The organism is Oceanibacterium hippocampi, assembly GCF_900172325.1.
Lineage (GTDB): Bacteria > Pseudomonadota > Alphaproteobacteria > Sneathiellales > Sneathiellaceae > Oceanibacterium > Oceanibacterium hippocampi.
Genome location: NZ_FWFR01000002.1, coordinates 950,032 through 968,158, shown reverse-complemented (window position 1 = coordinate 968,158; position 18,127 = coordinate 950,032). Strand labels below are relative to the sequence as shown.

Here is an 18,127-nt window from a genome sequence, read left to right as displayed (position 1 = left end):
GCTGGTATAATCCCGCCAGGCGCCATTCCGCCCTCGGCTATCAGTCACCCATCAACTACGAAAGGAGCGCCCAAACGAGACTGGAATCCCCAAGCCCTTAACTGTCCACGAAACCGGGGGAACTCCACTTCCGCCGGGTTCGTATACAGGTGGAGTTGGAAACTCTCGTGCAATGAGAAAGCCGACGACCAGTTCGTCCTCTGTTGCCACAAGAGACACATTCCGTTCATCGCTGAACAGCTTCTCAAACCATGGAAGGGTTGACGCTGCCGAATTGGAGGACTTTTTCCAGAAGCGGGGTTCGTAGTTCTCGTATTCCTTGCGCTTCGCTTCAACCAGCTTAACGCAACTGGGCGCATCCGAATTTGCTGCATTCCTAATTTTCATTTGCTCGAACCTTTGGCTGCGTTGATCAGCGAGAGCAGTCAATAAGCGATCCTCTACGCTATATTGAGAGATGATGCTGTCAATGACGCTCCGGACTCAGACGGGCCTTTGCTGGTTGATTGTCAAGAATGGCGTGTTGATTGTCAGGATATGAGGCCGCGCTGGGTGCAGCCTTCTGACCTGCTCCCCTTAAAAGTCCTCGATTTGAGGTTAGCCTGTTCTCCGAAAAAGGAGACAGACGATGAAGAGAAGCCGTTTCAGCGAAGCGCAGATCATTGGCATCCTGAAGGAGCATCGGGCGGGCATGAGCGCGCCGGATCTGTGCCGGAAGCACGGGATCAGCGACGTTCTACAACTGGCGCCGCAAGTACGGTGGCATGGAAGTCGCTGACGCCAAGCGATTGAAGGCGCTCGAGGCCGAGAACGCGAAGCTCAAGAAGATGCTGGCCGAACAGATGATGGACGTGGCGACGCTGAAGGAGATGCTCGGAAAAAACTTCTGAGGCCCGGTTCGAGGAGGAAAGCGGTGGACTGGGCCATGAAAGAGAAGAGCTACTCACAGCGGCGCGCCTGTGCGCTGGCCGGGATCGATCCGCGGGTCTATCGGCGCAGGTCGAAGCGACCGAAAGACACCGGGCTGCGTGCCAGGATGAAGGAGCTGGCCTCGGAACGGAGGCGGTTCGGCTATCGGCGTCTGCACATCCTGCTGAAGCGGGAGGGCTGGGAGGTGAACTGGAAGAAGCTCTACCGGCTCTACCGCGAGGAAGGGTTGACCGTTCGCAAGCGGGGCGGACGCAAGCGCGCAATCGGCACGAGAGCCCCAATGGCGATCCCCCAAGGCCCGAACCAGCGATGGTCGCTCGACTTCGTGTCGGACGCGCTCGCTGATGGCCGTCGGTTCCGCATCCTCTGCGTGATCGACGACTTCAGCCGGGAATGCCCGGCGACCGTGGTCGACACTTCGCTGTCGGGACACCGCGTCGCCCGCGAACTGGACCGGATCGCCGATATGCGGGGCTTCCCATGCATGGTGGTCAGCGACAACGGCACCGAGCTGACATCGAACGCCATGCTCACATGGCAGGAGGACCGTCAGGTCGAGTGGCACTACATCGCGCCAGGCAAACCGATGCAGAACGGCCTGGTGGAAAGTTTCAATGGCCGCCTGCGGGACGAATGCCTCAACGAGCACCTCTTCCCGAACCTGCGCCATGCCCGCCATTTGATTGCGGCATGGCGCGACGACTATAACAATCATCGCCCCCACACGAGCCTCGACGGGCTCACCCCGCGGGAGTATCACCAAAGGTCAAGAGAGGACCAAAACCTGAACAGCGCTAACCTATAAACGCGGACTCTCTGGGGAGCAGGTCACGCTCATGACCGCATCGATCTTCGCTTTTGTCTGTTCGAGGGTCCGCCCACTGGCGGTCCAGTCGGCATCGGCTTCGGCCTGCAGCCGGTTCCATTCCGACTGGAACTCGGCCACGAAGGTCCGCACGAGGTCCGGCGTGAACAGGGCGGACTTCAGACCCTCCAGCACGCGGGCCTCTAGTGCCTGGCGAGCGATCGTCCGGTCGTTGTCGCAGGTGCCGCGGTTGCGATGCCCGGCACAGCCGTAGCGGGCCTTGCCGACGATCGTGTAGGTGGCTCCGCAGGCGCCGCACTGGAGCAGGCCGGAGAGCAGGTGACGGGGGCGGTGCTGACAGATCGATCGTGCCGTGGCCCGCTGGTTCTGCCGAGACCCGGCCGGGATCATGGATGGACCAGATGCTCTTCAATGATGCTGGCTCGGACGTTTGGCATGAGATTCGCTATCGCTCGTTCCGCTCAGGCCTGCCGCGTGACTCCGGAGGCGAGGAGTGTCTCGATCTCTTCCGCGGAATAGCCCGCTTCACCGAGGATTTCCGCACTGTGTTCGCCCAGATGCGGTGGCAGTGTGCGTACTGATGACGGTGTTCTCGAGAAGCGCACGGGGGGATTGGTCATCCGCAGCCGGCCTTCGGTCGGATGTTCTTCGAAGCGCCAGAACCCGGTCGCATCGAGTTGTTCATTTTCAAGCAGCATTTCCTTGCTGTTCACGACCATCACGGGAATGTTGGCCGTACCCAGCGCCTCCTGCCACTCGCCGGTCGTGCGTGTCGCGACCATGTCTGCCAGCAAGCCGTAAATCTCCTGCGAATGCCGTACCCGCGTTGCCAGATCGGCAAATCGGGGGTCGTCGATCAACTCGCCTCGGCCGGCAATCGTGAGAAAATCACGCCAGTTCTGATCCGTGTAGGGCAGAACCGCCAGATAACCGTCTTTCGTCCTGTAAGGCTTTCGCGCCGTATTGAGCAGGCGGGCGTAGCCCATCTGGTCGATCGGCGGATCGAATGCGGCGCCGTACAGGTGCTCGACCATCACGTAATCGACCAGCGATTCGAACATGGGAACCTCGATCGCCTGTCCCCCTCCGTGTCGCTCGCGATGCAGCAAGGCAGCCAGGATCGCCGAAACGACGTAGTGTGCGGTTGTCTTGTCGGCAACGATCGTCGGTACGTATCGAGGCTCGCCGGCGGTGATTGTCTGCAGTTCGGCTATGCCGCTCGCTGCCTGGATGATGTCGTCGTAAGCCGGCGTGTTGGCCAGGGGACCGCCGGATCCGAAGCCGTAGGTCGCGCAAAAGATCAGTTCCGGGTTGGCCTCCGCGAACGCCTCGTAGTCCAGACCGAGCTTCTTGGCGGCCTTAGGGCGGAAGTTATGGAGTAGGACATCCGCAGACCCGGCGATCCTGAAAAGCGCCTCCCGACCGGCATCTTTCGTGAGATCAAGGACAATGCTGCGCTTGTTGCGGTTGGTGGCCAGGAAAAGAGACGCCATGCCGCTATTCCGTCGTGGGCCGGAGTAACGGGTTGTGTCTCCTGCGGGAGATTCGACCTTGATGACATCGGCGCCCATGTCTCCCAGCATCTGAGAGGCCCAGGGCCCGAGAATGACCGTCGACAGATCGACGACACGCAAACCTTCCAACGTTCCCGCCATCAGGGAATTCTCCTAAACGTCCGCGACTCTACGAAAATGCGCCGGGATCAGCTGATTGCCGATGTCATGCCGCACCGGTCACCCAGGCAACGATACAGGAACTTGGACCCTCGGTGCCCCCTACGAGGCACGAACAATCAAGATCTGGTCGGCAGCAGGCGCACATCAAACCATATGTCCAATTCTGGCCGGTCAGGCAGTGCCGCTTTCCCCCTTTGGTCATTGCGCAGCAGATCGATGCTGTCATGCCTTCAGCGACGTTCTGAGCCGGCTATCGGCGAGGGTCGATCATCGCGACGATATTTGTCCAATGCATTCGAACGACCTTCGCATTCGAACAGTGAATGTCGTCCCGTGGCCGCCCAAGATCTCGCGGTTTTGATGCGGGCCCTGGCACGTCGAGTTGATCAGCGCATGCCGCCCGAGTTCAGGGTGAAAGGTTGCCGATACCCGGATCGTGCGACGGGAAATCCATTCTCCAAATGAATGATAAAGCTCCAACTTCGCATTGGACAAATGGCGGTTCGGTTCCGATTAGATTGGTCGCAGCAACACGAAGTGGCGAGGATCGGCAAAAAGGCCGCGTCGGAGAAATCGGCCGCAGTGTGCGTAACGAAGCTTTGGCGGTCTCGCGGACAGGTCGTCACTACGCTCCGCATCCTGTCGGAAAGAATGGACAAGGAAAAGGCAGACAAGATGGCGACGTCAAGGCCGAGAGGCATGTACTATGAAGAGTTTGAGATCGGCATGGAACTGCGCACGCCCCGGCGCACGGTGACGCTCACGGATATCGTCAACTTTGCGGGCATAACCGGTGATTTCAACGCGCCGCACAGCGATCACGAATTCTGCAAGACCCAATCCTACGGGGAGCCGATCGCGCACGGTCCCTTGGTGTGGTCGATGGCCGGCGGGCTTGGCTATGCGAGCGGCATCACCGATGGAACGGTTGTGGCGATGCTCGGTGTCGACAAGTGGCGGGTTCACCTGCCGGTGAAGCACGGAGACACGATCCATGTCGTGCAACGCGTGATCGCCATGCGAGAGACGAGCAAGCCCGACAAGGGCATAGTGACGTTCGACCGCGAGATCCGTAACCAGCGTGACGAAGTCGTGCAGTCGGCCATCGCGACGAACATGTACCTGAGGCGACCGCCGGCCGAAACCGCACAGGGATGACCGGCGTGACCCAGAGAAGGAACGGGATCAGGGGCGCGGTCGCCGTCGCGGGGATCGGGGAGACGACTTACTACAAGCATGGTCATGCCGCCGAGTCGGAATACGTCCTGGCATTGAAGGCAATTCTCCGTGCCGCAGAAGATGCCGGCATCGATCCGAGAGACATCGACGGCTTCGCCTCCTATTCCAACGATCGCAACGACCCTTCCCGCATCGCCGCAGCACTTGGGATTCGCGAATTGCGGCTCGCAAACATGCACTGGGGCGGGGGCGGTGGTGGCGTGGCAGCGGCGATCGCCAACGGCGCGGCCGCCATCGTGGCGGGATTCGCCGAATGCGTCGTTGTCTTCCGGGCTCTTGCGCAGGGGCAGTTCAGGCGTTTCGGCGAAGCGCTGCCAGACCGCGCGGTGACAGGGGACGCAGCCTACCTGTCGCCATACGGGGTGCTGTCGCCGGCGCAGAAATATGCAATGCGGGCGACCCGTTTCATGCACGATTACGGCATCGGAAATGACGCACTGCGCGCGATCGCAATGGCGTCCTATAACCATGCGCAACGGAATCCGCGGGCCATCAGGTACGGGCGGCCGCTGGACCGACAAACCTACGACGAGAGCCGCTGGATCGTCGAGCCGGTGAACCGGCTTTATGACTGCTGTCAGGAGAATGACGGTGCCGCCGCCCTGATCCTCGTGTCAGCCGAACGCGCGAAGGATCTGCCGAAGAAGCCGGCCTATATCCTCGCGGCCGCGCAGGGCTCGGAATATCGGAGCGCGGCGCCGGCTCTGAATTCCGCGCTAATGCCCACGGCGTCCTTCTCGACGGTGGCGCCGCGCCTCTACGAGGCTGCCGGCCTGACGCCCGCCGACATCGATGTCGTCCAGAGTTACGAGAATTTCACGACCGGTGTGCTGATGGCCATCGTGGAACACGGTTTCTGCAGCCCAGGGGAAGCAGACGAGTTCTTCACGCTGGAGAACCTGAGCGCGCCATCCGGACGAATGCCATTGAATACCTCGGGCGGCAACCTTGCCGAAGGTTACGTGCATGGCCTCGGCCTGCAGCTTGAGGCGGTGCGCCAGATTCGGGGCGATTCAAGCAACCAGGTGCCGAACGCCAAGCTGGCGCTGACGATTGGCGGCCCCATGGTCAGCCCGGTCAGCAGCCTGATCATGGGATCCGAGGAGACCTTGTTGTGAGCGGAGCATTCTATCTTCCCGAAGGCATGCCGGCCCCGGAGCCGGCGGCGGACGGCCTCGATGCGGCGTTCTGGAAAGGCACGCGCAACGGGGAGCTTCGAGTCCAGCGATGTGGCCAGTGCGGAACATGGCAGTGGGGACCCGAATGGCTCTGCCATCAATGCCAGTCGTTCGATATGCGCTGGGAGAAGGTCGAGGGCAGGGGGATCATCTACAGCTGGGAGCGCCCCTGGCACCCGGTGCATCCCGTGCTTCGCGAGTTCGGGCCGTATCTGGTGGTGATGGTCGAGCTGCCGCATGCCGGCGGAGTTCGCATGATCGGCAACCTGCTGGGACCCGTTGGGCAGGAGGTCGAGATCGGGGCCGAAGTGGAGGCGGTGTTCGAACCGCACGACGAGGCCCCCGTCCCCTATACGCTGGTGCAGTGGCAGCATGTCTCGTGAGCAAGAAAGGCCGTCTCCGGCAAGGCCGTGACGAGCATCGGGGTGTCAGCTGGATGATACATTCTGAAGACTGGATCGCGTATCACGCCGCCGCTTCCCCGGATCGCGAAGCGCTGCACGACCTGAGTTCGGGGCGGCACTTCAGCTATAGCGAAATGGACGGGAGAGTCCGCCGCGCCGCGCTTTATCTCCGCGGCGACCTCGGCGTCGAAGAGGGCGATCGGGTTGCCGTCCTGAGCCAGAACGACAGCGACGTGTTCGAGATACAGTTCGCCTGTCGCCGTCTCGGCGCGATCTTCGTTCCGCTGAACTGGCGGTTGGCGGTTCCGGAACTCGAGTATATATGGGCAGATTCATCGCCGAAGGTTCTGCTGTACGGCGAGGAATTCTCGGACGTCGTTGAGCAACTTCGCGAGCGCGGTGGTATCCGGACGACGGCGAGCCTGAACAACGGTAAAGAGAGCGAGTACGAGAGCGGCCTTTCTCGGGCGGACGGATGTCTCGAGTCAGTACAGCCCGGGCTCGACGACATCTGGACCATCCTCTACACCTCCGGCACCTCCGGCCGGCCGAAGGGCGCGCTGATCACTTACAGCATGGCGCTGTTCAATGCGGTCGATTGTGCGATTGCCGGCGACCTCACTTCACGGGCGAAGAATCTCGTCCTGCTCCCGACCTTTCACACCGGCGGGCTCAATGTCTGGGCCAACCCGCTGTTTCAGGCCGGCGGCTGCAATGTCGTGATGCGGGTCTTCGAGCCCGCCCTCCTGCTGCAGTGTCTGAGCGACAAGCAACTGAACATCACGCACACGCTGGGCGTGCCGACAAATTTTCTGATGATGGCGCAGGAACATGGCTTCGCGGACGCCGATCTTTCACACGTGAATTGCCTTTGCGTCGGCGGCGCGGCCGCGTCGGAAGCTCTCATAAGGGATTACGACGCGGTCGGCGTCAAACTTCGGGCAATGTACGGCATGACCGAGATCGGCCCCCTCGGCCTGTCGCTGCCCGGCGACAAAGGCCTCGCGAAAATCGGGTCCTCAGGTCTGCCAACAATGCATACGGAGATGAAGATCTGCGAGCCAGGCGGTGGTGCGGTAAAGTGTGGCGACGTCGGCGAACTGATGATCAAGGGGCCGTCGGTCACTCCGGGGTACTGGAACAAGCCCGAGGAATCTGCGGCGGCCTTCAGCGAAGATGGTTGGTTTCATACCGGAGACGCGGCGCGCCAGGATGAAGATGGCTTCTACTATATCGTCGACCGCTGGAAGGACATGTTCATCTCCGGCGGCGAGAACGTCTATCCGGTCGAGGTGGAGAACGCCATCTATCAGTTGAAGGGTGTTCTCGAGACTGCGGTTGTCGGCGTCGCGGACGAAAAATGGGGCGAAGTCGGTCGCGCCTTTGTCGTTCTGAAGGAGGGTGCCAAAGTTGATGAGGCCGCGGTAATCGCGCATTGCAAGACGCGCCTCGCGGGCTACAAGGTCCCCAAGCAGATCCGACTGGTCAAAGAGTTGCCGCATAACGCGACGGGTAAGATCCTGAAGCACCAGCTTCCGAGAATCTAGCTGACGGAAAACAGGCGACGGTGGGTGGCGGCGGTACTTTCGTGTCTCTGTACGAACGAAGGGTCCTCTGGCGCCGGGGCCTGGAGATCCTGTTCCAGTCTTCCGCCGCCGTTGCCCCGTAAGGGGGACCCGCGATGCCACGAACAGCCCGCCCGCCCGACAGGCCGTTGAAACGCTGCCTCTGCGTCGGGTGGCGTCAGCCAGTACTCCGGGTCGGCTCCCGCTGAATTGCCATTCATAACATGAATATCTGCCCCCTCGTTTAGCATTGGACATATGGCAGCCTGTGCCCTTTCTATGAGCCTGCTGCGTCATGGGAAGGAACAATCTCGTGTCCGGCGCTCGCGGGAGGGAGGCGTCGTCGGGATCGGCGGCACCCGGGTACATCGCAATGAAGCCTCTGAAAGAAAAAGCGCGGGATGGCCAGGCCGGCCTCAGAAAATCCCGGTGATCAAGGGAAGAGAAAGGACCGTAGATGCGAAATCGGACTAAGCGACTCGTTCAGGGCGCGGCGATAGTCGGTACGCTGCTGGCTTCCGGCAGCGCCGCCCTGGCGGAAACAAAGGTGGTCTATGGCAGTTTCATGCCGGAACCGCATCTGGTCCACAAGGCCGGCCTCGAGCCCCTGTTCAAGGAAGTCGAGGCTGCCACCAATGGATCATTGACGTTCGAGTTGTTTGTCGGGGGAGCCTTGGGTGGGGCCAAGGCAAGCTTGTCGAACGTTCGAGATCGTGTGACAGATTCGGCCCTGATCATGAATGTCTACGTGAAGAGTGACCTGCCGGCGAGTTCGTCGCTGACCGAACTGGCGGTGCTCGGGACGGATGCCATGGCGATCGCCGGGGCCAGTAACGAGATGCAGCTCCTGGCCTGCGAGCAGTGTGAGAAGGAACTCGCCCGCAACAAGGTCAAGGCACTGGCCTACTACTCCACCGCCACCTACAACCTCATGTGCACCAAGCCGGTGTCGACCCTGGAAGACATCAAGGGGCTCAAGATCCGTGCCGCAGGCGCCTTCGGGGCGCTCGCCTCCGAACTCGGCGGTACGCCGGTTTCGATTTCCGCAGGCGAGATGTACGAGGCGCTGCAGCGGGGGCAGGCCGATTGTACGCTCGGCGCTGCCGCGCATCTCAAATCCTACAATCTTCAGGATGTCATCAAGTCTGTGGTTGATCTCCCGCTCGGGACCTTTCATGGCGTCCTGGCATTCCCGATCAATGCCGGGACTTGGCGGGACATGACCAAGGACGAGCAGCGGGCATTGATCAAGGCGATGCCAGGGCTGGTCAGTCGATTGGTCGTTGGCTACGAAGACGAAAGCGCCGAAGCGTTGGCAAACGCGAAAAGCAACAACGTCTCGGTGCTGAAACCCGGTCCGGACCTCGTTGCCAAGGTGGCGGCGCATCGGAAAGGTGAGTATGACCGCGTCCTCGCTTATGCCAAGGACGCCGGTGTCGAGGATGCCGAACAGATGGTCGACCGGTTCATCAAACTGGTCGACAAGTGGGAGAAGCTGGTGATCGGCTTCGATCGCGAACCGGCCAAGTTCGAAGAAGCCCTTTGGGAGCATGTGTACTCCAAACTCGACGTGATGAACTGAGCCGGTCGGGTGTCGGCAGGGTATCCGCCGACACCCGTGCCTGGTCGTGCCGTTGCAAAGATCGGCTGCTCCGACACCACTCGGCTTCTGGCGATCAACAAGGTTGCAGAATAGATGAAAACCCTTGAGCGCGCGTGCTCATCACTCTCAGACATTGCTGCCTTCGCCGGTGGCCTGGCGCTGGTGATGATGATGCTTCAGATCACCGTCGATGTGCTGGGGAAGTACCTGTTCAATGCGCCTGTGCCCGCGACGCTGGAAACGGTTTCCAGCTACTACATGGTTGCGCTCGTCTTCCTCCCGCTGGGCCAGGTGACCCGGCAGCGAGAGCACATCGAGGTCGAGCTTTTCACGCAGCATCTGTCGCCGCGAAAGCTGGCGGGCGTCACTGCATTGGCCAGCATGATTGGCCTGATTTATGTGGGCATTCTTGCCTGGCGTTCCATGGACGAGGCCATCTACATGACCGAGATTCGGGAATCCTGGGGGACCGAACTCTGGGACATGCAGGTCTGGCCGACGCGATGGTTCGTCACGGTCGGCTGTGTTCTGATGGCGTTCTACCTGCTTCTGCACGCGATCGACGACTGGGCGTACGCGATCAGTGGGCGGCGCTTGCTCGACGCGGTGAACGAGGGCGGCCCGCAGAGCCCGTCGTCGGTTGATCCAGAGTCAGCGCGGTAGTGGATTCCATGGATAATCTTACACTCGGGTTTGCAGGGGTCGGTGTCGTACTGGCTCTCCTGGCGATGCGCGTTCCGATAGCCGTGGCATTGGGGGGCGTCTCGATAGTCGGCATCGCGATGATCCGCGGAATAGGCCCGGCGCTCGGCGCTCTTGGCACCTTGCCGTTCGATTTTGCCGCGAACTGGTCCTTGTCTGCCATTCCCATGTTCCTTTTCATGGGGTCCATTGCCTTCCACACGGGCCTGACAAGCAGCCTCTACAATGCCGCCAGGATATGGTTGAATCGCCTGCCGGGCGGGCTCGCAGTTGCGACCAATCTCGGCGCGGCGGGCTTCGCTGCCGCGTCCGGTTCCAGCCTCGCAACGGCCGCGGCGATGGGACGTCTCGCCATTCCCGAGATGCTGAAGTTCGGCTACGACAAGGCCCTGGCAACCGGAACCGTTGCCGCTGCGGGCACTCTCGGCGCACTCATTCCGCCTTCCGTGGTGTTCATCATCTACGGGTGGTTCACGCAGCAGCCCATCGGGAAGCTATTGATTGCGGGCATCATTCCCGGGCTCCTGACGGCTCTGGTCTATACAGTAATGATCGTTGGTCGCTGTATAGTAAAACCGTCACTGGCGCCGCAGATAAAGATCGACGTGAGCTGGGCGGACAGATGGCGTACGCTGCGACAGGTCTGGCCATTGCCGCTTCTGATTATGGGGATAGTCGGCGGAATTTATGGTGGACTGACCACTCCGACGGAGGCGGGGGCGTTCGGGGCGTTCCTGGCGCTGGTCATCAGCTTGGCGCAAGGCCGGCTGACATGGTCGAGCTTCCGGAAAAGCGTCGAGGAAGCGATACGGACGACCGCGGCTGTGTTCTTTATCGCAATCGGAGCCATCCTGCTGAGCCGGTTTCTTGCCCTCGCGGGCGTTCCGGCGCATATGGCCGTTCTGGTGAACGAGTTGGGCCTTTCGGAAATCGGCCTCATCGTCGCAATGTGCGCCGTCTATCTCGTCCTCGGCATGTTTCTGGATCCACTTGGCCTGATGCTGCTGACCCTGCCGGTTTTCCTGCCGGTATTCGAAGTCATGAATCTGGATCTGATATGGATCGGGGTGCTGGTCGTGAAGCTGATCGAGATCGGCTTACTCACACCGCCTGTCGGGCTCAACGCCTATGTCGTCAAGGGTGTCGTCGGAGACTCGGTCCCTCTTTCGACAATTTTCCGCGGCCTGCTGTGGTTCATCGGCTGTGAAATCTTCATCATGTTGCTGCTGGTCGGATTTCCGGAACTCTCGACCTGGTTGCCGGGTCTGATGCGCTAGGCGCGCTTCCCCACCACCGCACGGTTAACAGCTTGAGAAGGAGGCTGCGGCGCCATTCTTCTTCTCCGCCCCGCCATTCCGGGGTGGCGCGCGGCGCGCTACAACCGGCCGGTGATTGCGGGCCTTGACCCGCACAGCGGAATTCGTTCCGATCCTTGATTGTTGCCTTGCATGAACTGAGCGAATGGATCGGGATATGGCAATCGGCCTCAGAAAGCTCCGTCACGTGGTCGAAACCGCTCGCTTCGAAAGTGTAACCCGAGCTGCCGACGCCCTGTTGATCACGCAGTCAGCGCTTACACGAAGCATCGCGGAAGTGGAGGCGGAGCTGGGCATACAGCTGTTCGTTCGCCTTCCGAGAGGTGTGCGGACAACTGAGGCGGGGCGCAGTTTCGTCGAGAAGGCGCTTCGCATCATCGGCGATGTCAATTCGCTCGTGTCGGGTGTCGAGGATTACCGCAATCTAAGGTCCGGACGGCTTCGTCTCGGCGTTGCGCCTGCCGGCTATCAGCGGTTCGTCTCGGAAGCCGTGGCCTCACTCGCCGGTGAGAATCCGAGTCTCGCGGTCGAAGTGACCACTGGCTCTTCGGAGACGCTGGCGCCAAGGCTGACCAGCGGAGAGTTCGACGCGATTGTCGGGCATGCCCGATTGCTCGGTCGCTGGCCGGACCTCGAGGTCACCGATATGGCGGATTTCTACCTTGCGATGATGGTGCGCAAGGGGCACCCGCTATCGGTCAATACTAAGCTGCTCGAAGCGGATGTACTTAAATTCCCGCTGTTGCTTCCGTCGACAATCGAACCACTTCAGAACGGTATCGCGCTCCGTTGCGCCCGGAACGGCCTGCCTCCTCCGAATCCCCAGTATGTCTTCGACGATTTCGAACTGGTGTCGGCGATCATCGACCGTACGGACGCCTATACCCCGGTCATCAGCCTGAATCCGTCGTTCGGCAGACTGCGGGAGAGGTTCCTGCTGATACAGGACGTTGTGGAATTGCCGTCCCAACATCTCGGCTTTGCCGTCAGCCGCACGCGGTCGCAATCTCCGGCAGCGATTGCCATGATGGAGAAGCTCAAGGCGACGCTGGGAACTCGGCAATCGTGATGCGATTTGATATTCATTTGATGAATGATAAGGAGTTTCGTTCGCATTAGACAAATGGCAGGTCGGTGCTCGACAATCCGGGTATCAAGCCTCGTCGGAGGCATCTCCCAAATGCCAGCGGATAATGAACGCCTCTACCACTGCAATCCACAGACTTGGATCGGCGCCCTGGAATCCGTTTCGGGCTGACGGCGAGGTTGCAACAAGACAACCGAGCCCGGGCCTGGCGAACCGGTGGCCACTGAGAGCGTCCGCCCGATGATCGGTGAGTCTGACGCGACTGAAACGCGGGTGGAAGAGCCGCTGCCAGTCCGGAATCTTGTCGACGCGGTCTCGGAGGCTGATCTCCGCGTTCTTCTGATGGTCGTCTTTCATCTGACCGGCGATCCGAAATGGCTGGACGCACCCTTTCGTCCGAAGCGGGACGTCAAGCTGATCGCTGACGAGGACGCCGGTCTTTCGCCCGAGGCGTCCGCCGAGATCCGAGGCCAGGCGGTCGCCCTGTTGTCGGATCCGGAACGCCAGCCGGCCATCGACGACCCCGGAAACGAGCTCATGGTCCGGATGATGAGCGCCTGTCTCGGTGAGGCGGTGCCTCCGGAGTACGCACCCATGATGAGGGAGGAGATGGGGTTGTGCCGCCGCCAGGTCGACTGGAGTGGTGAGGCCCCTGCGGCACTTGAGTCGGCCCGGCCGGTCATTATCGCCGGGGCCGGAGCCAGCGGGATTGCGCTGGCTGCAAACCTCGAGACGCTCGGTATTCCTTACCGCATCGTCGACAAGAACGATGATGTCGGCGGCACCTGGTTCGAAAATGTCTATCCCGGCTGCGGTGTTGACACGCCGAACCACGCCTATTCCTTTTCCTTCGGAAAACCCTATCGGTGGAGCCGCTATTTCGCTCCCCGCCGGGAGATTTACGACTATCTTCGCCGATGCGCCGACGAAGCGGGAGTGAGACGGAAAGTCGAGTTCCGGACCCGCGTCTCGCAGGCCGACTGGGACGAAACGGAGCAGTGCTGGCGCGTCCGCATTGAGGGTCCCCAGGGCGGGGAACTTCTGCAGGGATCGGCCCTCGTCAGCGCTATCGGTCAGCTCAGCCTTCCGTCCGTTCCGGAGATTCCGGGCATGGAAACCTTTGAGGGCCCGGTATTTCATTCATCCGCCTGGCCCGACGATCTCGAACTGTCGGGCAGGGATGTGGCGGTTGTCGGCACAGGTGCTTCGGCGATGCAGATCGTGCCGTCGATCGTCGACCGTGTGAAATCGTTGACCGTCTACCAGCGAAGCCCGCAATGGGCGCGGCCCATCCCGCGATATCACGACCCGATCGGAACGGGCGCCCAATGGCTGCTGGAAAGGGTGCCGTATTACGCCGCCTGGTATCGGTTCGCGATGTTGTGGCGCTACGGCGACGGGCTTCTCCCGACGCTCAGGAAGGATCCGAACTGGGATCATCCGGAGCGATCGCTGAATCGGATAAACGACCGTCATCGGGAAGAGATGACGAAACACATCGTTCGTGAACTTGGCGACCGTCAGGATCTGCTGAAGAAATGCATTCCGAACTACCCGGCCTATGGCAAGCGGATCCTGCTCGACAATGGCTGGTATGGGGCCATTACGCGACCGAACGCCGAACTCGTGACCGACAACCTGCTGCGCATAACCGCTGACGGATTGATCGCCGGGGACAATAACTTCCGGAAGGCGGAGGTCATCGTTCTCGCGACCGGTTTCAAGGTCGGGCTGATGGCCGCCCGCTTGAACGTTACCGGCCGGAGCGGACGCCGACTGGCCGAGGCGTGGCACAACGACAATCCCACTGCGCATCTCGGAATAACGGTGCCGGGCTTCCCGAATTTCTTCTGCATGCAGGGCCCCAATACGGGTCTCGGCCATGGCGGCAGTGCAATCTTCCAGGCCGAGTGCCAGGCGCGCTATATCGCCGGATCCCTGGTGCGAATGTTCCGGGAGGACATCGCCGCGATCGATGTCAAACAAACGGTGCATGACGAGTATGTCCGCCGCGTAGACGCCGAACACGAAGCGATGATCTGGACGCATCCCGGAATGTCTACCTACTACCGCAATCGCCAAGGGCGGGTGATCTCGGTCATGCCGTGGAGGCTGGTCGACTATTGGGCAATGACGCACGAGCCTGATTTCGATGATTACCACCTCACCTTTCGTGACGGCGGAAGGGCGACTGAATGAAGAAGTCGACGCGCTCGGGCAATTGTCCGTCAGCCACCTGAAGGTACGAGGTCGTGAAATGAGCGAAACCGAAACGACTCGGCAATTTGGGCATCCCGATGACCGGGGTGTCGTGACTTGCCGGATCGAATCCCGGGACGGCGGCGAGGTCGCGCGGATTACGCTCGATCATCCGGGCAAGATGAACTCGGTCGGAAGCGCCATGATGACCGCGCTTACGGAGGCGTTTGCCGGCCTCGGCCGGCGGCCGGGATTGCGTGCGGTGGTGATCCGGGGCGCGGGCAACAAGGCGTTTGTCGGAGGCGCCTTCCTTCCCGAACTGTTCACGCTCGATCCTGCGCAGGCGCGGGACTTCATCTGGCGAATGCATCTCGTGTTCAAATCGATACGGGATTGCCCGGTGCCGGTGATCGCGGGAATTCACGGTTATTGCCTGGGCGCCGGGACTGAACTCGCGGCGGCGTGCGACATTCGAATTGCTGATGAAACGACGACCTTCGGCATGCCCGAAGTCAGGGTCGGCATGCCTTCGCTGATCGAGGCGGCGCTGTTGCCGTTGCTGATCGGCTGGGGAAAGACGCGGGAAATGCTCATGACCGGCGCCAATTACTCCGCGCGGGAAGGGTTTGATATGGGGTTCTTCCAGACAGTCTGCGAGGCGGGAGGCGTCGATGCGGCAGTCGAGAGGACGGTCAGTAATATTTTTGCCGCTGGCCCGCTGGCTGTCCGAGCCCAGAAGCGGCTCATCAATACCTGGGAGGAACTCACGCCGGACGAGGGCATTGCACTCAGCGTCGACTACATGGCCGAGGCCTACGAAGGCGGCGAGCCCCAACGAATGATCGCGCCGCTGATCTCGAGAAAGAAGTCGTGACAGTCATGATGTGTCTTCGGTCCGGAAAGCACCGCGTCTTTACCCGGAAGGAGTGTTGAAGTGTCGGGACCGTTGGAAGGCGTCAGAATACTCGATTTTTCCCGATTCATTGCCGGGCCCTACTGCGGCGCGCTTCTGGGCGATCTCGGTGCCGACGTTATTCGCATCGAAAAAGTGGCAGGTGGCGAGGACCGGTATATCACGCCAGTGTCGGAGGACGGGATTGGCGCGAGTTATTTGCAGATGAATCGGAACAAGAAGTCGATCACGCTTAACCCGAGGAAGGAGCGAGGCAAGGAAATCGTTCGGAAACTCTTGCGCACGGCGGACGTCGTTCTCGTCAACATGCCACCGGACGCCCTGGTCGAACTTGGGCTCGACTACAAAACGCTTCGGGAGACAAAACCGGACATCATCTTGACCTCGACCACCGCGTTCGGTGAGGGCGGCCCCTATGGCAATCGCGTCGGATTCGACGGCATCGCCCAGGTGATGAGCGGCGCCGCCTATCTCGCCGGATCTCCCGGACGTCCGCAGCGTTGCGTCGCGCCGTATGTCGATTTCGGCACCGCGATGGCAAGCACGATCGGCACATTGGTCGCGATCATGGAGCACCGGAGATCCGGGAAGGGACAAGAGGTCGGCTGCGACCTCCTTGGTACCGCTCTGAACGTGTTCAACATGCAGTTGATAGAACAGGCGATTACCGGAGTCGGACGGGTAGCGACGGAAAACCGAAGTCCCACGACCGCGCCGACCGACATCTTCCGCTGCACCGACGGTTGGATCATGATCCAGGTTGCCGGCCAGCCGCTCTGGAGGCGGTGGATCGAAATGGTCGGCGCGACGGAGTGGCTGACGGACGAGCGTTTCAAGGATGATCTGAGTCGTGGCGAGAATGGCGAGGTCGTCAGTGCGCGAATGGCCGCTTGGTGTGCCGAGCGGACCGTGAGCGAGGCGCTGACCGCGTGCGAAGAGGCGCGCATTCCGTGCGGGCCGGTATATTCACCGCAACAGACCCTCGACGATCCGCATGTCAGGGAAAGGAATTACTTTCGGCCCGTGACCTACCCGGGAGTCGATAAACCCGTCCCAATCGCCGACACGCCGTTTCGGTTGTCCGGTTCGGACGTCCGGATCAGGTGCCGTGCGCCGTTACTGGGTGAGCATACGGACGAGATCCTGAACGAGCTTGGCTACACCGGGCCGGAGATTGCAGAACTCCGGGAATTGCGCGTGGTCTGACTGGAGCGCCGCCCACGGAAACTGCGCCCGAACACTACCGAGAACAGGTATGAAATGGATTTAAGTTACTCAAGAAAGCACCGGGAGTTGCAATCGGAGGTCCGTGCATTCGTGCGCGAGAAAGGCCATCTGTCACCGAAGTTCGGCGGTGGGCGCAAGCGACCGAACCGGCAGGAACTCGACTGGCAGGGACTTCTGCTGGAAAGAGGCTATATCGCTCGCTCTGTCCCGCGGAAATACGGCGGATTTGGTGCCGAGCCCGATATTCTGGAAACGGCAATCGTTGCGGATGAACTGTCGAAAGCCGGGGTTTCCCCCGGCCTGCTCAATCAGGGTGTGCTTATCGTTGCGCCGACAATGCTGGAGTTGGGAACGGAAGCGCAACGCGAACGCTGGGTCGCGCCGACCCTGCGCGGCGAGACGATCTGGTGCATCGGTAATTCCGAGCCCGAGGCCGGCAGCGATATGGCAAATGCCCGAACCAGGGCCGTCGTCGAGGGCGACACGTTCGTCATCAACGGGCAGAAGATCTGGACCAGCTCCGCGCATTACGCGGACATGATGCTGTTGCTCTGCCGGACGGAACCGGACGCGCCGAAGCACAAGGGGCTGTCGTATCTTCTGGTGCCGATGGACGCCGATGGCATCGAGGTTCGTCCGCTCGTCACCATGACCGAGCGGGCCGAGTTCAACGAGACCTTTCTCTCCGATGTCCGGGTGCCGACGGACCAGATCGTCATGGGGCGTGGCGATGGCTGGAAGGTTGCCATCGCGTCGTTGAAGCATGAAAGGGTGATGCTTGGCGATCCGAACAAGCAGCTGCAGCGCTTTCACGCCATTCGGAAGCTGATGCAAGGCGTGACCATCGACGACCGGCCGGCGATCGAAATGCCGGAGTTCCGCGATCGTCTCGTGCGTCTGCAAGCCGAAGTGATGGCCGCGAAATTCCACCACATGCGATTACTTACCCTGCATGACAGGGGGGAGGATGCCGGGGTCGCGGGCCTTGTCCAGAAACTCTACGGCACGGTACTGAACCACAAGCTCAGTGCGCTCGCAGTCGACGTTCTGGGCGAAGGCGGTCTGGCGTACGACCCTCACGAGATCTCGGAAGATGACCCGGCGACGACCTGGCAGATCGACTACATGTACGACATCGGGCTGATCATCGGTGGCGGGACGTCGCAGATTCAGAAGAACATCATCAGCGAACGCGGGCTCGGCATGCCGCGCGAACCCAAGGTGCAGTTGTCGGAAAAGCGAGCCTAGGCGATGGAATTCGG

Annotated in this window: 14 protein-coding genes and 1 pseudogene; 13 read left to right on the top strand and 2 right to left on the bottom strand. The window is 61.0% G+C overall.

The window, feature by feature from the left end:
* Positions 1-628: 628 nt before the first annotated feature.
* A pseudogene (locus OCH7691_RS15460) lies at positions 629-1,735 on the top strand (IS3 family transposase).
* On the opposite strand, the gene OCH7691_RS15455 reads toward OCH7691_RS15460, so the two are convergent.
* A complete protein-coding gene (locus tag OCH7691_RS15455; protein ID WP_085884423.1) occupies positions 1,730-2,146 on the bottom strand; it encodes a recombinase zinc ribbon domain-containing protein in 417 nt (138 codons plus the stop codon). The pseudogene OCH7691_RS15460 and the gene OCH7691_RS15455 sit on opposite strands and share 6 nt — an antisense overlap.
* A gap of 71 nt (positions 2,147-2,217) precedes the next feature.
* Positions 2,218-3,411 (bottom strand): CaiB/BaiF CoA transferase family protein, encoded by a 1,194-nt coding sequence (locus OCH7691_RS15450; protein WP_085884422.1) that lies wholly within the window; start codon positions 3,409-3,411, stop codon positions 2,218-2,220.
* Positions 3,412-4,083: 672 nt separating this feature from the next.
* Here OCH7691_RS15450 and OCH7691_RS15445 point away from each other — a divergent pair.
* From OCH7691_RS15445 to OCH7691_RS15390, 12 genes are all read left to right on the top strand, one after another.
* Positions 4,084-4,590 (top strand): MaoC/PaaZ C-terminal domain-containing protein, encoded by a 507-nt coding sequence (locus OCH7691_RS15445; RefSeq protein WP_217808052.1) that lies wholly within the window; start codon positions 4,084-4,086, stop codon positions 4,588-4,590.
* Complete coding sequence (locus tag OCH7691_RS15440) at positions 4,587-5,789, top strand: thiolase C-terminal domain-containing protein (protein WP_085884421.1); 1,203 nt, start codon at positions 4,587-4,589, stop codon at positions 5,787-5,789. Before OCH7691_RS15445 ends, OCH7691_RS15440 begins: the two co-directional genes overlap by 4 nt.
* Positions 5,786-6,232, top strand: a complete 447-nt coding sequence (locus tag OCH7691_RS15435) for a Zn-ribbon domain-containing OB-fold protein (protein WP_217808051.1) — start codon at positions 5,786-5,788, stop codon at positions 6,230-6,232. The genes OCH7691_RS15440 and OCH7691_RS15435 overlap by 4 nt, the downstream gene beginning before the upstream one ends.
* The gene (locus tag OCH7691_RS15430) at positions 6,229-7,800 is read left to right on the top strand and encodes an acyl-CoA synthetase (RefSeq protein WP_139839723.1); all 1,572 of its coding nucleotides are present in this window, start codon (positions 6,229-6,231) and stop codon (positions 7,798-7,800) included. Before OCH7691_RS15435 ends, OCH7691_RS15430 begins: the two co-directional genes overlap by 4 nt.
* 475 nt (positions 7,801-8,275) lie before the next feature.
* Positions 8,276-9,400, top strand: a complete 1,125-nt coding sequence (locus tag OCH7691_RS15425) for a C4-dicarboxylate TRAP transporter substrate-binding protein (protein WP_085884419.1) — start codon at positions 8,276-8,278, stop codon at positions 9,398-9,400.
* Positions 9,401-9,514: 114 nt separating this feature from the next.
* Positions 9,515-10,084, top strand: coding sequence for a TRAP transporter small permease (locus tag OCH7691_RS15420; protein ID WP_085884418.1), 570 nt, complete (start codon positions 9,515-9,517; stop codon positions 10,082-10,084).
* 8 nt (positions 10,085-10,092) lie between these two features.
* On the top strand, positions 10,093-11,400 hold the full coding sequence (locus OCH7691_RS15415; RefSeq protein WP_085884417.1) for a TRAP transporter large permease: 1,308 nt from the start codon (positions 10,093-10,095) through the stop codon (positions 11,398-11,400).
* Between the two features lie 196 nt (positions 11,401-11,596).
* Positions 11,597-12,508: a LysR family transcriptional regulator gene (locus OCH7691_RS15410; RefSeq protein WP_176245083.1), complete on the top strand. Its 912-nt coding sequence runs from the start codon at positions 11,597-11,599 to the stop codon at positions 12,506-12,508.
* 234 nt (positions 12,509-12,742) lie between these two features.
* Positions 12,743-14,725, top strand: coding sequence for a flavin-containing monooxygenase (locus OCH7691_RS15405; protein WP_217808050.1), 1,983 nt, complete (start codon positions 12,743-12,745; stop codon positions 14,723-14,725).
* Entirely contained in the window at positions 14,679-15,599 is a 921-nt protein-coding gene (locus OCH7691_RS15400) for an enoyl-CoA hydratase-related protein (RefSeq protein WP_085884414.1), read from the top strand. The genes OCH7691_RS15405 and OCH7691_RS15400 overlap by 47 nt, the downstream gene beginning before the upstream one ends.
* 60 nt (positions 15,600-15,659) lie before the next feature.
* The gene (locus tag OCH7691_RS15395; protein WP_085884413.1) at positions 15,660-16,844 is read left to right on the top strand and encodes a CaiB/BaiF CoA transferase family protein; all 1,185 of its coding nucleotides are present in this window, start codon (positions 15,660-15,662) and stop codon (positions 16,842-16,844) included.
* Between the two features lie 54 nt (positions 16,845-16,898).
* Positions 16,899-18,113, top strand: coding sequence for an acyl-CoA dehydrogenase family protein (locus tag OCH7691_RS15390; protein ID WP_085884412.1), 1,215 nt, complete (start codon positions 16,899-16,901; stop codon positions 18,111-18,113).
* Positions 18,114-18,127 lie beyond the last annotated feature (14 nt).

What these genes read in the sequence shown, in the direction of transcription:
- OCH7691_RS15455 (WP_085884423.1), bottom strand. Translation starts at nt 2,146, where the DNA reads ATGATCCCGGCCGGGTCTCGGCAGAACCAGCGGGCCACGGCACGATCG.
- OCH7691_RS15450 (WP_085884422.1), bottom strand. Translation starts at nt 3,411, where the DNA reads ATGGCGGGAACGTTGGAAGGTTTGCGTGTCGTCGATCTGTCGACGGTC.
- OCH7691_RS15445 (WP_217808052.1), top strand. Translation starts at nt 4,084, where the DNA reads ATGGACAAGGAAAAGGCAGACAAGATGGCGACGTCAAGGCCGAGAGGC.
- OCH7691_RS15440 (WP_085884421.1), top strand. Translation starts at nt 4,587, where the DNA reads ATGACCGGCGTGACCCAGAGAAGGAACGGGATCAGGGGCGCGGTCGCC.
- OCH7691_RS15425 (WP_085884419.1), top strand. Translation starts at nt 8,276, where the DNA reads ATGCGAAATCGGACTAAGCGACTCGTTCAGGGCGCGGCGATAGTCGGT.
- OCH7691_RS15420 (WP_085884418.1), top strand. Translation starts at nt 9,515, where the DNA reads ATGAAAACCCTTGAGCGCGCGTGCTCATCACTCTCAGACATTGCTGCC.
- OCH7691_RS15415 (WP_085884417.1), top strand. Translation starts at nt 10,093, where the DNA reads ATGGATAATCTTACACTCGGGTTTGCAGGGGTCGGTGTCGTACTGGCT.
- OCH7691_RS15410 (WP_176245083.1), top strand. Translation starts at nt 11,597, where the DNA reads ATGGCAATCGGCCTCAGAAAGCTCCGTCACGTGGTCGAAACCGCTCGC.
- OCH7691_RS15400 (WP_085884414.1), top strand. Translation starts at nt 14,679, where the DNA reads ATGATTACCACCTCACCTTTCGTGACGGCGGAAGGGCGACTGAATGAA.
- OCH7691_RS15390 (WP_085884412.1), top strand. Translation starts at nt 16,899, where the DNA reads ATGGATTTAAGTTACTCAAGAAAGCACCGGGAGTTGCAATCGGAGGTC.